This is a genomic window from Streptomyces sp. C10-9-1, assembly GCF_024497955.1.
GTDB classification, from domain to species: Bacteria; Actinomycetota; Actinomycetes; order Streptomycetales; family Streptomycetaceae; genus Streptomyces; species Streptomyces sanyensis.
In genome coordinates this window covers 170,283-184,221 of record NZ_JANHKP010000014.1, presented here as the reverse complement: position 1 = coordinate 184,221, position 13,939 = coordinate 170,283, and the positions used below count along the sequence as shown (strand labels likewise).

Annotated in this window: 11 protein-coding genes; 9 read left to right on the top strand and 2 right to left on the bottom strand. The window is 74.5% G+C overall.

Annotation, left to right across the window (positions count from 1 at the left end; translation table 11 throughout):
* Nucleotides 1-42 precede the first annotated feature (42 nt).
* The 3 genes from NPS70_RS21080 to NPS70_RS21070 are packed head-to-tail and all read left to right on the top strand — an operon-like array spanning nt 43 to nt 3,385.
* On the top strand, nt 43-1,602 hold the full coding sequence (locus tag NPS70_RS21080; protein WP_256525912.1) for an NAD(P)/FAD-dependent oxidoreductase: 1,560 nt from the start codon (nt 43-45) through the stop codon (nt 1,600-1,602).
* Nucleotides 1,599-2,507: an alpha/beta fold hydrolase gene (locus tag NPS70_RS21075; RefSeq protein WP_256525911.1), complete on the top strand. Its 909-nt coding sequence runs from the start codon at nt 1,599-1,601 to the stop codon at nt 2,505-2,507. The genes NPS70_RS21080 and NPS70_RS21075 overlap by 4 nt, the downstream gene beginning before the upstream one ends.
* Nucleotides 2,504-3,385, top strand: a complete 882-nt coding sequence (locus NPS70_RS21070; protein ID WP_256525910.1) for an SDR family oxidoreductase — start codon at nt 2,504-2,506, stop codon at nt 3,383-3,385. Before NPS70_RS21075 ends, NPS70_RS21070 begins: the two co-directional genes overlap by 4 nt.
* Nucleotides 3,386-3,446: 61 nt before the next feature.
* Here the strand turns inward: NPS70_RS21070 and NPS70_RS21065 are convergent, their stop codons facing one another.
* Entirely contained in the window at nt 3,447-6,836 is a 3,390-nt protein-coding gene (locus NPS70_RS21065) for a S41 family peptidase (RefSeq protein ID WP_305886148.1), read from the bottom strand.
* 177 nt (nt 6,837-7,013) lie between these two features.
* On the opposite strand from NPS70_RS21065, the gene NPS70_RS21060 reads away from it, so the two are divergent.
* Nucleotides 7,014-7,586, top strand: coding sequence for a TetR/AcrR family transcriptional regulator (locus NPS70_RS21060; RefSeq protein WP_256525908.1), 573 nt, complete (start codon nt 7,014-7,016; stop codon nt 7,584-7,586).
* 236 nt (nt 7,587-7,822) lie between these two features.
* Nucleotides 7,823-10,054: an MMPL family transporter gene (locus NPS70_RS21055; protein ID WP_256525966.1), complete on the top strand. Its 2,232-nt coding sequence runs from the start codon at nt 7,823-7,825 to the stop codon at nt 10,052-10,054.
* 245 nt (nt 10,055-10,299) lie between these two features.
* Here NPS70_RS21055 and NPS70_RS21050 read toward each other — a convergent pair whose 3' ends face one another.
* Nucleotides 10,300-10,647: an SsgA family sporulation/cell division regulator gene (locus NPS70_RS21050; RefSeq protein WP_256525907.1), complete on the bottom strand. Its 348-nt coding sequence runs from the start codon at nt 10,645-10,647 to the stop codon at nt 10,300-10,302.
* A gap of 172 nt (nt 10,648-10,819) precedes the next feature.
* Here NPS70_RS21050 and NPS70_RS21045 point away from each other — a divergent pair, with 172 nt between their 5' ends.
* The 4 genes from NPS70_RS21045 to NPS70_RS21030 are packed head-to-tail and all read left to right on the top strand — an operon-like array spanning nt 10,820 to nt 13,866.
* The gene (locus tag NPS70_RS21045; RefSeq protein WP_256525906.1) at nt 10,820-11,893 is read left to right on the top strand and encodes an energy-coupling factor ABC transporter permease; all 1,074 of its coding nucleotides are present in this window, start codon (nt 10,820-10,822) and stop codon (nt 11,891-11,893) included.
* Between the two features lies 1 nt (nt 11,894).
* Entirely contained in the window at nt 11,895-12,656 is a 762-nt protein-coding gene (gene cbiQ, locus NPS70_RS21040; RefSeq protein ID WP_256525905.1) for a cobalt ECF transporter T component CbiQ, read from the top strand.
* Nucleotides 12,653-13,411, top strand: coding sequence for an energy-coupling factor ABC transporter ATP-binding protein (locus NPS70_RS21035; RefSeq protein WP_256525904.1), 759 nt, complete (start codon nt 12,653-12,655; stop codon nt 13,409-13,411). Before cbiQ ends, NPS70_RS21035 begins: the two co-directional genes overlap by 4 nt.
* The gene (locus NPS70_RS21030) at nt 13,408-13,866 is read left to right on the top strand and encodes a MarR family transcriptional regulator (RefSeq protein ID WP_256525903.1); all 459 of its coding nucleotides are present in this window, start codon (nt 13,408-13,410) and stop codon (nt 13,864-13,866) included. The genes NPS70_RS21035 and NPS70_RS21030 overlap by 4 nt, the downstream gene beginning before the upstream one ends.
* Nucleotides 13,867-13,939 lie beyond the last annotated feature (73 nt).

The following is a 13,939-nucleotide window of genomic DNA, read 5'->3' as shown; positions in this document are numbered from 1 at the left end:
CGGAGACACGGACGTCCGGCGGTTTCAGCAGGAGGCGGCGGTATGACGGAGCAGCAGCACGAGCAGGTACGCGTGGCGGTGATCGGATCCGGATTCGGCGGCTTGGGCGCCGCGGTCCGGCTGCGCCGCGAGGGGGTCACGGACTTCGTCGTGCTGGAGCGGGCCGAGTCGGTCGGCGGCACCTGGCGGGACAACAGCTACCCGGGGTGCGCCTGCGACGTCCCCTCCCACCTCTACTCGTTCTCCTTCGCCCCCAACCCGGACTGGCCGAGGACCTTCTCCGGGCAGGAGCACATCCGGGCCTACCTGGAGCACGTCACCGACACCTTCGGACTCCGGCCCCACCTGCGCCTCGGCCACGAGGTGCTGAAGGCCGCCTGGGACGCCGCACAGGGCCGCTGGGTGATCGAGACCTCGCGCGGCCGCTTCACCGCGGACGTGGTCGTCTCCGCGACCGGGCCGCTCTCCGACCCCAAGACACCGGACATCCCCGGCCTCGACGGCTTCGAGGGCAAGGTCTTCCACTCCGCCCGCTGGGACCACGACTACGACCTGGCCGGGAAGCGGGTCGCCGTGGTCGGCACGGGTGCCTCCGCGATCCAGATCGTGCCCGCCATCCAGCCCGAGGTCGGGCGCCTGACGCTGTTCCAGCGGACGCCCCCGTGGGTCATGCCGCGGGTGGACCGCAGGATCTCCGCCGCCGAGCGCTGGATCCACCGGCAGCTCCCGTTCACCGGAGCCGCCCGCCGGGGTCTGCTGTGGGGCATCCGCGAACTCCAGGTGCAGGCGTTCACCAAGCGGCCCGAGGAGCTGGGCCTCGTCGAGCGCCTGGCCAAGGCCAACATGGCCAAGGCGATCAAGGATCCCGCCCTGCGCGCCCGGCTCACCCCGTCCTACCGCATCGGGTGCAAGCGGATCCTGCTCTCCAGCACCTACTACCCGGCGCTCGCACAGCCCAACGTGGACGTGGTCGCCTCCGGGCTGAAGGAGGTCCGCGGCTCGACCGTCGTCGCCGCGGACGGCACCGAGGCCGAGGTCGACGCGATCGTCTTCGGCACCGGCTTCCACGTCACCGACATGCCGATCGCCGAGCGCGTCGTCGGCGCCGAGGGGATCACCCTGGCCGAGGCGTGGAAGGACGGGATGGAGGCGCTGCGCGGCGCCACCGCCGCGGGCTTCCCCAACTGGATGACGATCATCGGCCCCAACACGGGCCTCGGGAACTCCTCCATGATCCTCATGATCGAGTCGCAGCTGAACTACATGGCCGACTACCTGCGCCAGCTCGACGTGCTCGGCGAGGGCAGCGTGCTCTGCGCCCGCCCGTCCGCGGTCCACGGCTGGAACCGCAGGGTGCAGGAGCGGATGAGGCGCACGGTGTGGAACACCGGCGGCTGCACCAGCTGGTACCTGGACTCCGCCGGGCGCAACACCACCGTCTGGCCGGGCACCACCACCGAGTTCCGCAACGCCACCCGCCGCGTGGACCTGGCCGAGTACGAGGTCCTCCGGGTCCGCAGGGACCCCCTCCCGGCCGGGGCGCTCCCGGGCGCGGACGGTGCCGCGAAGAAGTCCGGCCGGGGTGCGGAGGCGGCCGCATGAGCCGCCTGACCCGGGGCGCCGGGGCCCCGCCGGTCGCGGACCGGGAGCTCACCGCCGCCTCGGCCGACGGCTCACGCATCCATGTGGAGGTCCACGGGCCCGATGACGCGCCCGCCGTCGTGCTCGCCCACGGGTGGACCTGCTCCACCCGCTTCTGGGACGCCCAGATCCGCGCCCTCGCCGGCGACCACCGCGTCATCGCCTACGACCAGCGCGGCCACGGCCGCAGCCCCCTCGGCCCGGCCGGCACCGACCGCCTCGCCGACGATCTGGAGGCGGTGCTCTCGACCGCGCTGGCCCCGGGGGAGCGGGCCGTCCTGGCGGGCCACTCCATGGGCGGTATGACGATCATGGCCGCGGCCGACCGGCCGGCCTTCCGGGCCCGCGCCGCCGCCGTGCTGCTGTGCAGCACCGGCAGCGCCCGGCTCACCGACGAGGCCCGCGTCGTCCCGCTCCGCCCGGGCCGGCTGCGCAGCAGGCTCACCCGCGCGGTCCTCGGTGCCCGGGCGCCCCTGGGGCCGGTCACCCCCGTGTCCCGGCGGATCCTCAAGTACGCCACGATGGGGCCCGCGTCCCCGCCCGAACGCGTCGACGCCTGCGCCCGGATCGTCCACGCCTGCCCCCGGGACGCCCGGGTCGCCTGGTCCGAGGTGCTGGCCGGGCTGGACCTCGACAAGGGGGTACGGGCGCTCGACGTGCCGGCCGTCGTGGTCGCGGGCACCGCCGACCGGCTCACCCCCCTGGTGCACGCCAAGCGGCTCGCCCTCGACCTGCCGCGCTGCGTGGAGCTGGTGGAACTCGCGGGCACGGGGCACATGACGCCCGTCGAGGCGCCCGAGGCGGTCACCGCGAAGATCCGCGAACTCGTCGACACCCACGGCAGCACGAAGGAGGAGGCCGCATGAGCAGGCGGAGTCTCGAAGGGCAGGTCGCCGTCGTCACCGGCGCCGCACGCGGCGTCGGCGAGCTGCTGGCGCGCAAGCTGTCGGCACGCGGCGCCAGGGTGGCCCTCGTCGGCCTCGAACCGGACGAACTCAAGAGGGTCGCCGGGCTGCTGCACACCGACTGCGACCACTGGCACGCCGACGTGACCGACCACGAGGCCATGGCCCGGGTGGCGCAGGAGGTGAAGGAGCGCTTCGGCAAGGTCGACATCGTGGTCGCCAACGCCGGTGTGGCGGCGGGCGGTCCGTTCCTGGACTCCGACCCGGTGGCCTGGCGCCGGGTGATCGAGGTGAACCTCGTCGGCAGCGCGGTGACCGGCCGGGCCTTCCTGCCCGTGCTCGTCGAGAGCCGCGGCTACTTCCTGCAGATCGCCTCGCTGGCCGCCCTCACCCCGGCCCCGATGATGTCCGCCTACTGCGCGTCCAAGTCGGGCGTGGAGGCCTTCGCGCACAGCCTGCGGGCCGAGGTCGGCTACCGGGGCGTGCGGGTCGGCGTCGGCTATCTGTCCTGGACGGACACCGACATGGTCCGCGGCGCCGACCAGGACGAGGTGATGGCCGAGCTGCGCTCGCGGCTGCCCTGGCCCTCGAACCGGACCTATCCCCTCGGCCCGGCGGTGGACCGGATCGTGGCCGGCATCGAGCGGCGCTCCGCCCATGTGTACGCCCAGTGGTGGCTGCGGGGCATGCAGTCGGTGCGCGGCTACCTGCCGGGGCTGATCGCCACCGTGGGGCAGCGCGAGATGCGCCGCTTCGCCCCCCGGCTGGAGGGCGTCACCAGGGGGCTGGTGGGAGCCGGGGGAGCGGCCGACGAGAAGGGCCGCGCCCCGCGCCGCTGAGGGCGGCGGGCCCGGCGTGCCCGGCGGCGCGCCGGGTGCCCGGCCCCGCCGGCCGGGCGCCTCACCCCCTGGGCGGCAGCGGTGGCCTGCGCAGGTCCGGTACGGAGGAGTAGTCCGGGGGCTCCGCCGCCGGTGAGGACTCCAGCAGGTCGAGGGCCAGGCGGATGGCGTCGTCCATGTCCGTGTGCCGGCCCTCCGCCCAGTCCAGCGGGGTGCGCAGGGCGTGCACGTCGGGCTCCACTCCGTGGTTCTCGACCGACCACCCGTAGGCGTCGAACCAGGCGGCGTTCATCGGCACGGTGATGACCGTGCCGTCGATCAGCCGGTGGCGGCCCGTCATCCCCACGACCCCGCCCCAGGTCCGGGTGCCCACCACGGGGCCGAGTCCCAGCAGCCGGAACGCCGCGGTGATCATGTCGCCGTCGGAGGACGTGGCCTCGTCCGCGATGGCCACCACGGGTCCGCGCGGGGCGTTGGAGGCGTAGCTGACGGGCTGCGCGTCGCGCGTGAGGTCCCAGCCGAGGATCCTGCGGGTGAGCTTCTCGACCACCAGCTCGCTGATGTGGCCGCCCGCGTTGCCGCGCACGTCCACGATGAGGGCCGGGCGGGACATCTCCAGGCGCAGGTCGCGGTTGAACTGGGCCCAGCCCGAGCCGCCCATGTCCGGGATGTGCAGATAGCCGCAGGCGCCCCCGCTCAACTGCCGCACCACCTCGCGCCGTTTGGCCACCCAGTCCTGGTAGCGCAGCGGGCGCTCGTCCACCAGCGGCACCACCGCCACCCGCCGGGTGCGCCCCCCGGCGCGCCGCTCGGCGGGCGCCGAGGCCGCCGCGAGGGCCTCCGCCGCGGTCTCCACCGGGATCTCCTCGTCCTCCTCGGCGGGCAGGAAGGCCAGCTCGACCGTGGTGCCCCCGGCCGCCGAGAGCATCGGGTACGGCCCGGCCACCGGGTCGACCGGCCGGCCGTCCACATGGGTGAGGACCGCGCCCTCCCGGATGCCGGTACCCGCCAGCGGGGAGCGCGCCTTGGAGTCGGAGGAGTCGCCCGGCAGGATCCGCCTGACCACCCACCGCCCCTCCCGGCAGACGAGGTTGGCGCCCAGCAGGCCCATGGCGCGCTGGTAGTGGGGCGGCCCCTCGTTGCGCCGCGCGGGGGTCACGTAGGCGTGGGAGGTGCCCAGCTCGCCCAGCACCTCGCGGAGCAGGTCGGCGAACTCGTCCGGCGAGGCGACCCGCTCCACCAGCGGCCGGTACTGCTCCAGCACGCCGTCCCAGTCGATCCCGCACATGCCGGGCTCCCAGAACAGCGCGCGGATGAGCCGCCCCGCCTCCCGGTACGCCTGGCGCCACTCCGCCGCCGGCTCGACCTCGTGCAGGATGCGGCGCATGTCCAGGTAGACCGTGGAGTCCCCGTCGCCGGCCTCCGTGGCGGGCACCGCGCGCAGCTCGCCCTCGTCGACGACGACGAGCCGGGTGCCGTCGCCGCTGACCGCGAACCAGTCGAGATGGTCGACGAGTTCGCTCCGGCGCGCCTTGGACAGGTCGAAGTGCTCCAGGGTCGGGCGGCCCGAGGTGTCGGCCGGGTTCGCGAAGGTCTCGCCCAGTGCGCCGGAGATGGGCCAGCGCAGCCAGACCAGGCCGCCGCCGCTCACCGGGTGGAGGGCCGAGTACTTGGAGGCGGCCACGGGGAAGGGGACGACGCGGCTCTCCAGGCCCTCCGTCTCCACCATCACTGTGCCGTCGCCGGTGCCCTGGAGCGGGTCGAGCCCGCCCGCGGCCGGACGCCCCTCGGGGGTGAGGGCGAAGGGGGAGGGGGTGGCGGAGGAGAGCGGCACCAGGTAGGGCCGGCAGCCCAGCGGGAAGGACAGGTCGCCGGTGTGCACGTCGTAGACGGGGTCGAAGCCGCGCCAGGACAGGAAGGCGAGGAAGCGGCCGTCGCTGGTGAAGACCGGGTTCTCGTCCTCGAAGCGGCCGTTGGTGACGTCCACGACCGCCCGGTCGGCGATGCGGGCCATCCTGATCTGGCGCAGTGAGCGGCCGATGCCCGGGTGGGACCAGGTGAGCCAGCTGCCGTCGGGGGAGAAGGCCAGGTCGCGGACGGGGCCGTTGAGGGAGCGGGTGAGCTCGGTGACCTCGCCCTCGCCGTCCTCGGCCGTGTCGACCAGCAGCAGCCGCCCGTCGTGCGAGGCGACGGCGATCCGCTCGCCCTCGGGGTCGGGGACGGCCTCCAGGACGCGGCCGAGCGCCCCGTGGGCCAGTCGGCGCGGCGGGCGGTCCCCGCTGGCCCGGGGGAGGTAGGCGATCTCGACGGCGTCCTCGCCCTCGGCGTCGGTGATGTAGGCGACCTGGCCGCCGCTGCCGAGCATCTGCGGGTGGCGCACCCGCACCCCGGGGGTGTCGGCGATGGTGCGGGCGGGGCCGTCGCGGTGGGTGAGCCAGTAGAGGCTGCCGCGTACGCCGACGGCGCTGGCCCGGCCGGTCTCGTCCACGGAGAGCGCGTCCAGGTGCCCGGCGGCCGGCACCTGGTACGTGCGGCGGCCCGTGCGCGGCCCGCCGAGGCGGATCTCCAGCCGGCGCGGCACCGAGTCCGGGGTGAGGGCGTCGACCGCCCACAGGTCGCCCGCGCACTGGTAGACGATCCGGCGGCCGTCGCTGGAGGCGTGCCGGGCGTAGAAGGCGTCGTGGTCGGTGTGGCGGCGCAGGTCCGTGCCGTCGGGACGGCACGAGTAGAGGTTGCCGACGCCCTCGTGGTCGGAGAGGAAGGCGATCCGGCCGCCGCTCTCCGGCGCCCAGGTGGCGGCGCCGGGACCCCGGACGAACATCGGGCAGTCGAGGTGTCCCTCCAGGTCGGGCAGCAGGCGTCCGCCGTGCAGCCACAGCCGTCCGGTGGCCCCGCCGCGGTAGCGCTTCCAGGCGGCGGGCTCGTGGGGCGGTTTGCCGGTCAGCAGCAGCGTGCGGCGGTCGACGCCCTCGCCCTCCGGCGCCGGGGCCCGGACCGCGTCGGCCATGGCGATGTCGGAGACCGGCCCCCAGGGCAGGCGTCTGCCCGGGGAGCCGTCCACCGGGAGGCTGTAGGCCCAGGAGAAGTACGAGAAGGGCTGGTTGTGGGAGGAGACGGCGAGGATCTGCCCGTCGGGGGTCCAGCCGCAGACGCGGGTGTCGGTCGAGCCCCAGTAGCTGAGCCGCCGGGCCGGACCGCCGTCGACGGGCACCAGGTGGACCTCCGGGTCCAGGCTGCGCCAGCTGGTGAACGCGATCCGGGTCCCGTCGGGGGAGAAGCGGGGGTGGCCCACCCGGGTGCGGTCCACCGTGAGCCGCCAGGCCCGGCCGGGCCGCCGCCCCTCCTCCGCCAGCGGGGCGACCCACAGGTCGTCCTCGGTGGCGAAGCAGACCACGTCGTCGTGCAGATGCGGGAAGCGCAGGTACGCGGCGTGCTCACTCACCCCACCCATGGTTTCCGCGGCGCGGGGGTGCGGCAACTCGTGCCGGCGCCGGCCGGCGGGCCCCCGGCGGCGGGCCGCCGCGTGACCCAGCCCACAAGCGAAACGACTTCGTTTCGCTCCGCCCCTGGGGTACGGTCGTCATGTACGAAACGGTTTCGTTCCCTTCGATCGCCGAGGAGGCGGGTCATGACGCGCAGCCGGCTCACCCCCGAGCGCGAGGCGGAGATCTACGAGGCCGTGCTCGACCTGCTCCGCGAGGTCGGCTACGACGCCCTCACCATGGACGCCGTGGCCACCCGCACGCGCTCCAGCAAGGCCACCCTCTACCGCCAGTGGGGGAGCAAGGCCGAACTCGTGGTGAAGGCGGTGCGGCACGACAAGCCGGTCCAGGCCGCCGAGATCGACACCGGCACGCTGCACGGCGACTTCCACGCGATGCTCGACCGCTCGGACGACTGCCGGATGGAGAAGGACTGCGCCCTGATGCGTGGGCTCGCCCAGGCGATCCACACCAACCCCGACCTCCACCAGGCGCTGCGCGAGCACCTCGTCGCCCCGGAGATCACCGGGCTGGACGTGGTGCTCCGCCGGGCGGTGGACCGGGGGGAGATCCGCCCGGACAACCCCGCCCTGGGCTATGTGATGCACATGATGATCGGCGCCTTCGTCGCCAGGGAGCTGATCGAGGACCGGGTCCCCGACCGGGCCTTCCTGACCGACTACCTCGACGCCGTGGTCCTGCCCGCCCTCTCAGCCTGACCCGGGGCCTGCTTCCCGGGCCACCCCGTCCCCCGCTCCGGCGTCCGCCGGAGCGCCCCCGCCGGAGCGCCGCTCCGGTGCACGGAGTCCCCGCTCCGGAACGCGCAGGTCCCCCGCCCGCGCGTGCCCCTCCCCGGGTCCCGCACGATCCGCTCACCCGCAGCTCCTGACGCGCCGCTCTCGTCGTCGGGCCGACTCCCCCTGTCCTGTTCGCCTCACACATGGGAGTAGCCCTCGTGGCCTCGTTCCTGTACAAGATCGGACGGTCGGCGTTCCGGCGCCGCCGCCTCGTCGCCCTGCTGTGGGTGGCCCTGCTGGCCCTCGCCGGATTCGGCGCGGCGACCGCACCGGCCGCCACCTCCTCGTCCTTCTCGATCCCCGGCACGGAAGCCCAGCGCGCCTTCGACCTGCTGGAGGAGCGCTTCCCCGGCAGCAATGCCGACGGCGCCACCGCACGGGTCGTCTTCAAGGCCCCTGAGGGCCGCTCGGTGAACGACCCCGACCTCAAGGCCGAGGTCACCGAGGCGGTCGCCGACCTGACCTCGGGCTCCGGCCAGGTCGCCTCCGTCTCCGACCCCTACGCCTCCCAGGCCGTCTCGCAGGACGGCTCCACCGCGTACATCTCCGTCACCTACAAGACGAACCCCTTCGAGCTGACCGAGTCGACGCGCTCCGCCCTGGAGCAGACCGGCGAGGCCGCGCGCGAGGGCGGGATGACCGTCGAGATCGGCGGCGACGCGCTCCAGACCATCCCGCACACCGGCGCGGGCGAGATCGTCGGCGTGGTGATCGCGGCGATCGTGCTGGTCATCACCTTCGGCTCGCTGGTCGCGGCGGGTCTCCCGCTGGTCACCGCGCTCATCGGCGTGGGCATCGGCATCTCGGGCATCACCGCCCTGGCCAGCACGCTCGACCTGGGCACCACCACCTCGACGCTGGCCATGATGATCGGCCTGGCCGTCGGCATCGACTACGCGCTGTTCATCGTCTCCCGCTACCGCGTCGAGCGCGCCGAGGGCCGGGACGCGGAGGAGGCCGCCGGACGGGCCGTCGGCACGGCCGGGTCCGCCGTGGTCTTCGCCGGCCTCACCGTGATCATCGCCCTGGTGGGCCTCGCCGTCGTCAACATCCCGATGCTCTCCAAGATGGGCTTCGCCGCCGCCGGCACCGTGGCCATCGCGGTGCTCGTCGCGCTCACGCTGATCCCCGCGCTGCTCGGCTTCGCCGGGGACCGGGTGCTGGGCCGTGCGGTGCGCAAGGCACTCGCCGCGAAGGACAAGGACGCCGAGGGCGGCTCGGCGGCGGCGGACGGGGCCGCCGCGGGCGGGGAGACCGCCAAGCCCAACGCGGGCACCCGCTGGGCGCGCTTCGTGCTCCGCCGCCCGGTCGTGGTGCTGCTCGCCGGAGTCATCGGCCTCGGCGCCGTCGCCGTCCCGGCGGCCTCGCTCGAGGTGGGCCTGCCCGACGACGGCTCGCAGCCCGTCAGCACCACCCAGCGCAAGGCGTACGACCTGCTCTCCGAGGGCTTCGGCCCGGGCTTCAACGGCCCGCTGGTGGTCGTGGTCGACGGCGACGCGGACGCGGCCGAGAGCGCCGCCGAGACCATCCGGGGGATCGAGGGCGCGGCGGCGGTCACGCCGCCGACCCCGAACAAGGCGGGCGACGCCGCGATGATCACGGTGATCCCCGAGGACCGCCCCTCCTCCAAGGCCACCGAGGACCTGGTCCACGACATCCGCGAGCAGTCCGGCGACGAGGTGTACGTCACCGGCGCGACCGCGATGAACATCGACTTCTCCCAGCGGATGAACGACGCGCTGCTGCCCTACCTCGGGCTGGTCGTGGGCCTCGCCTTCCTGCTGCTGATGGTGGTGTTCCGCTCGATCCTGGTGCCGCTCAAGGCCGCGCTCGGCTTCCTGCTCTCGGTGGTGGCGGCGCTCGGCGCGGTCGTGGCCGTCTTCCAGTGGGGCTGGCTCGGCTCGCTCTTCGGTGTGGAGCAGACCGGCCCGATCATGTCGATGATGCCGATCTTCATGATCGGTGTGGTCTTCGGGCTGGCCATGGACTACGAGGTCTTCCTCGTCACCCGGATGCGGGAGGCGTACGTCCACGGGCAGCGGCCGGGCGAGGCGATCGTCACGGGCTTCCGCCACGGCGCCCGGGTGGTCACCGCGGCGGCGGTCATCATGATCGCGGTCTTCGCGGGCTTCATCGGCTCCAGCGAGCAGATGATCAAGATGATCGGCTTCGGCCTGGCGATCGCCGTCGTCTTCGACGCCTTCGTCGTCCGGATGGCGATCGTGCCCGCGGTGCTGGCGCTGCTCGGCGCCAGGGCCTGGTGGCTGCCGCGCTGGCTGGACCGGGTGCTGCCCGACGTGGACGTCGAGGGCGACCGGCTGCGGGGCTCCGCGTCCGCGTCCGACGGCTCCGGCGAGGGTGACGCGGACCGCGAGCTGGCCCGGGTCTGACGCCCGAGAGGCTCCGGGGGCGTCCGGCGGGCCGGTGTGCGGGAAAGCGCACCGGCCGCCGGGGCCGGTGCGGGTGCGCCGGGTGAGCGAGCCCCCGGACAGCGGCGGCACCGTGGGGACGGGGGCCGCCGCACACGGTGAGGCCGCTGCCGCCGGGAACTCCCGGCGGCAGCGGCCTCCGCGCGTCCGGCGGCCGCCCGGTGGGTCCGCCGAAGTCCCTTGGTGGCCCGAGGGGGCCGCGCGCCTCAGGCGGTGGGGGCCGCGGCGGCCTGCGCGTAGGTGTGGCGCAGGAAGCGCCGCAGCGTCTTCGCCTCGAACTGGACGACCGCGACACCGTCCGCGGTGTGGAACTCCACGACCGCCTGGACCCGCCCGCACGGCCAGACCTCGACGTCACCGCGCCGGACCGGGGTGGTCAGCCCGCTCTCCAGCACCTCGCGGGGGAAGGTCCACTCCTTCCCGCTGGGGAAGGCGAAGCTGACGGACTGGGGGTCCTCGGCGGGGTCGTAGCTGAGGGACACCCGGACGGGGCGGTACTGGGGAGCGTCGGTGACGATGCGGCCTCGGGCGTGTTCCTTGACGGTGGGGGACATCGGCCTTGCTCCTCACACTCGTCCGCTTTGTCCTCTAATGTCCCATATTTCGCGGTAGCGGCTCGACCGCTTCTCGGGACGTATACGCATGTGTGGTCGCTGCGCTCTTGCAAGTCATTTGCAGCGGGCCCATTCTTGGACGGTTCTTCTCCTGTCCTGAGTGGGGTTCTCCATGCACGTGCCTGACGGATTCATCGACGCACCCGTGTCCGTGGCCGCCGGTGTCGCCGCCGCGGGCGCCGTCGCCGCCGGGCTCCGCGGGGCCCGGCGGGAGCTGGGGGGCGCGAGGGCCGGCTCCCTCGGCGGTGACGACCGCACCGCGCCGCTCGCCGGCCTGGTCGCCGCCTTCGTCTTCGCCGCGCAGATGCTGAACTTCCCGGTCGCCGCGGGAACCAGCGGCCATCTGCTCGGCGGCGCGCTCGCCGCCATCCTGGTCGGGCCCTGGACCGGGGTGCTCTGCATCTCCGTCGTGCTGCTGATGCAGGGCATCCTCTTCGCCGACGGAGGGCTCAGCGCCCTCGGCGTCAACATCCTGCTCATGGGCGTCGTCACCGTGGTCGTGGCCTGGGCGGTCTTCCGCGGGCTGACCGCCGTCCTGCCGCGCGGCCGCCGCACGGTCACCGCCGCCTCCTTCGTCGCCGCCCTGGTCTCGGTCCCGGCCTCGGCCGCCGCCTTCACGCTCCTCTACGCCCTCGGCGGTGTCACGGAGGTGCCGATCGGCTCGGTGCTCACCGCGATGGTGGGCGTCCATGTGCTCATCGGCATCGGCGAGGCCGCGATCACCGCGCTCACGGTGGGCGCCGTCCTCGCGGTCCGCCCCGACCTGGTGTTCGGCGCGCGGGGCCTGACCGCCCCCCTGAAGCTGAGGGTCGGCGGCGAACTGGTCGACGCCCCCGCCCCCGGGCCGGCGCCCGCCCGCTCGCCCCGGGGCGTGTGGATCGCCGGGCTCGCCGCCTCGCTGGTCCTGGCCGGGTTCCTCTCCTTCTACGCCTCCGGCGACCCCGACGGCCTGGAGCGCGTCGCCTCCGACAAGGGCTTCGACGCCTCCGCCGAGGAGCACGCGAGCGCCGGCTCCCCGCTCGCCGACTACGGGGTAGAGGGCGTCGGGAACACCCGGCTCTCCGGAGGTCTGGCCGGAGTGATCGGCGTCGGCGCCACCGTCGCCGTCGGCACCGGGGCCCTCTACGCCGTGCGTCGCCGCAGCGCCCCGCGGGAGCGCGACGAGGCCCCCCGGAGCGCGGCCTGAGATGGGGGCCGGCCACTCCCACCGGCTCTACCGGGCGGGTGACTCGCCCGTCCACGCCCTGCCCGCGCACTGCAAGCTGGTCGCCGCGCTCGGCTTCGTCCTCGTCGTGGTCTCCACGCCCCGGGAGGCGGTCTGGGCCTTCGGCGCCTACGCGGCCCTGCTCGCCGCCGTGGCGGCCGTCGCCCGGATCCCGGCCGCCTTCCTGCTCAAACGGCTCCTGGTCGAGGTGCCGTTCGTCGCCTTCGCCCTGCTGATGCCCTTCGTGGTGCCCGGCGAGCGCACCGAGGTGCTGGGCGTCGCGCTGAGCGTCCCCGGGCTGTGGGGCGCCTGGAACATCCTGGCCAAGGGCACGCTCGGCGTCGCCGCGTCCGTGCTGCTGGCCTCCACCACCGAACTGCGCGCGGTGCTGCTCGGCCTCCAGCGGCTGCGGCTGCCCTCGCTGCTCGTCCAGATCGCCTCGTTCATGATCCGCTACGCGGACGTGGTCACCGAGGAGATGCGCCGGATGTCGGTGGCCCGGCGCTCCCGGGGGTTCGAGGCCCGGGGCGTGCGCCACTGGAAGGTCCTGGCCGCCTCGGCCGGGGCGCTGTTCATCCGCTCCTACGAACGCGGCGAGCGGGTGCACCTGGCGATGCTCAGCCGCGGCTACACCGGCACCCTGCCGGTTCTCGACGACACCCGGCCCACCTCCGCCCAGTGGGCCTTCGCCGCCGCACTGCCCGTGGCCGCGCTCGCGGTCTGCCTGCTGGGATGGACGCTATGACCCACACGCCCCCCTCACTGGAGGTACGCGGCCTCGCGTACGCCTACCCCGACGGCCACCAGGCCCTGTTCGGCGTCGACCTGACCGTGGGGCGCGGCGAGCGGGTGGCGCTGCTCGGCCCCAACGGCGCCGGCAAGACCACCCTGGTGCTCCACCTCAACGGCATCCTCACGGGCGGCGTGGGGACGGTGTCGGTCGCCGGGCTGCCCGTCGGCCGCCGGGACCTCGCGGAGATCCGGCGCCGGGTGGGGATCGTCTTCCAGGACCCCGACGACCAGCTCTTCATGCCGACCGTCCGGGAGGACGTCGCCTTCGGCCCGGCCACGGCGGGGCTGCGCGGAGCCGCGCTGGAGGAGCGCGTGGCGGCCGCGCTGGAGCGCGTGGGGATGGCGGACTTCGCCGACCGGCCCCCGCACCACCTGTCCTTCGGCCAGCGCCGCCGGGTCGCGGTGGCGACCGTGCTGGCCATGGAGCCGGAGATCCTGGTGCTCGACGAGCCCTCCTCCAACCTCGACCCGGCCTCCCGGCGCGAACTGGCGGACATCCTGCGCTCGCTGGACGTCACGGTGCTGATGGTCACCCACGACCTGCCGTACGCCCTGGAGCTCTGCCCGCGCGCGGTGGTGCTGAGCGAGGGGGTGATCGCGGCGGACGGCCGGACGCAGGAACTGCTGTGCGACGAGGACCTCATGCGCGCCCACCGCCTGGAGCTTCCCTTCGGCTTCGACCCGGCGTCCGTGACAATGGGGACGTGACGAACGACCACGACCGCGCCCCGGAGGCCTCGCTCCTCCTCGACGAGCAGCTGTGCTTCGCGCTGTACGCCGCGCAGCGCGCGGTGACGGCCGCCTACCGGCCGCTCCTCGCCGACCTGGGCCTCACCTACCCCCAGTACCTGGCCATGCTGGTGCTGTGGGAGCGCGGCGAGGTGCCCGTCAAGGAGCTGGCCGCCGCGCTGCGTCTGGACTACGGCACGGTGTCGCCCCTGCTCAAGCGGCTGGAGTCGGCGGGCCTGGTGCGCCGCGAGCGCTCCGCGGCCGACGAGCGCTCGGTGCACCTGGTGCTGACCGAGGAGGGCGCCGCGCTGCGCGGGCGGGCCGAGCGGGTGCCCGCGGAGCTGGCCCGCAGCACGGGCCTGGACGGCGCCGAGATCACCCGCCTGCGGAGGGAGCTGCACCGCCTGGCCCGGGCCGCGGACGCCGAGCGGTAGCGGAAGGGCCGGTCGGAGCGTCCCGCGCCCGACGGGGCTTCCCTCGTGGCGGGGCGCCTCCCCGGATCCGATA

Bases quoted from the DNA above. Each gene is read 5' to 3' on its own strand.
- NPS70_RS21050 (WP_256525907.1), bottom strand. From the start codon at position 10,647: ATGTCCCCCACCGTCAAGGAACACGCCCGAGGCCGCATCGTCACCGAC.
- NPS70_RS21045 (WP_256525906.1), top strand. From the start codon at position 10,820: ATGCACGTGCCTGACGGATTCATCGACGCACCCGTGTCCGTGGCCGCC.
- NPS70_RS21075 (WP_256525911.1), top strand. From the start codon at position 1,599: ATGAGCCGCCTGACCCGGGGCGCCGGGGCCCCGCCGGTCGCGGACCGG.
- cbiQ (WP_256525905.1), top strand. From the start codon at position 11,895: ATGGGGGCCGGCCACTCCCACCGGCTCTACCGGGCGGGTGACTCGCCC.
- NPS70_RS21035 (WP_256525904.1), top strand. From the start codon at position 12,653: ATGACCCACACGCCCCCCTCACTGGAGGTACGCGGCCTCGCGTACGCC.
- NPS70_RS21065 (WP_305886148.1), bottom strand. From the start codon at position 6,836: ATGGGTGGGGTGAGTGAGCACGCCGCGTACCTGCGCTTCCCGCATCTG.
- NPS70_RS21080 (WP_256525912.1), top strand. From the start codon at position 43: ATGACGGAGCAGCAGCACGAGCAGGTACGCGTGGCGGTGATCGGATCC.
- NPS70_RS21060 (WP_256525908.1), top strand. From the start codon at position 7,014: ATGACGCGCAGCCGGCTCACCCCCGAGCGCGAGGCGGAGATCTACGAG.
- NPS70_RS21070 (WP_256525910.1), top strand. From the start codon at position 2,504: ATGAGCAGGCGGAGTCTCGAAGGGCAGGTCGCCGTCGTCACCGGCGCC.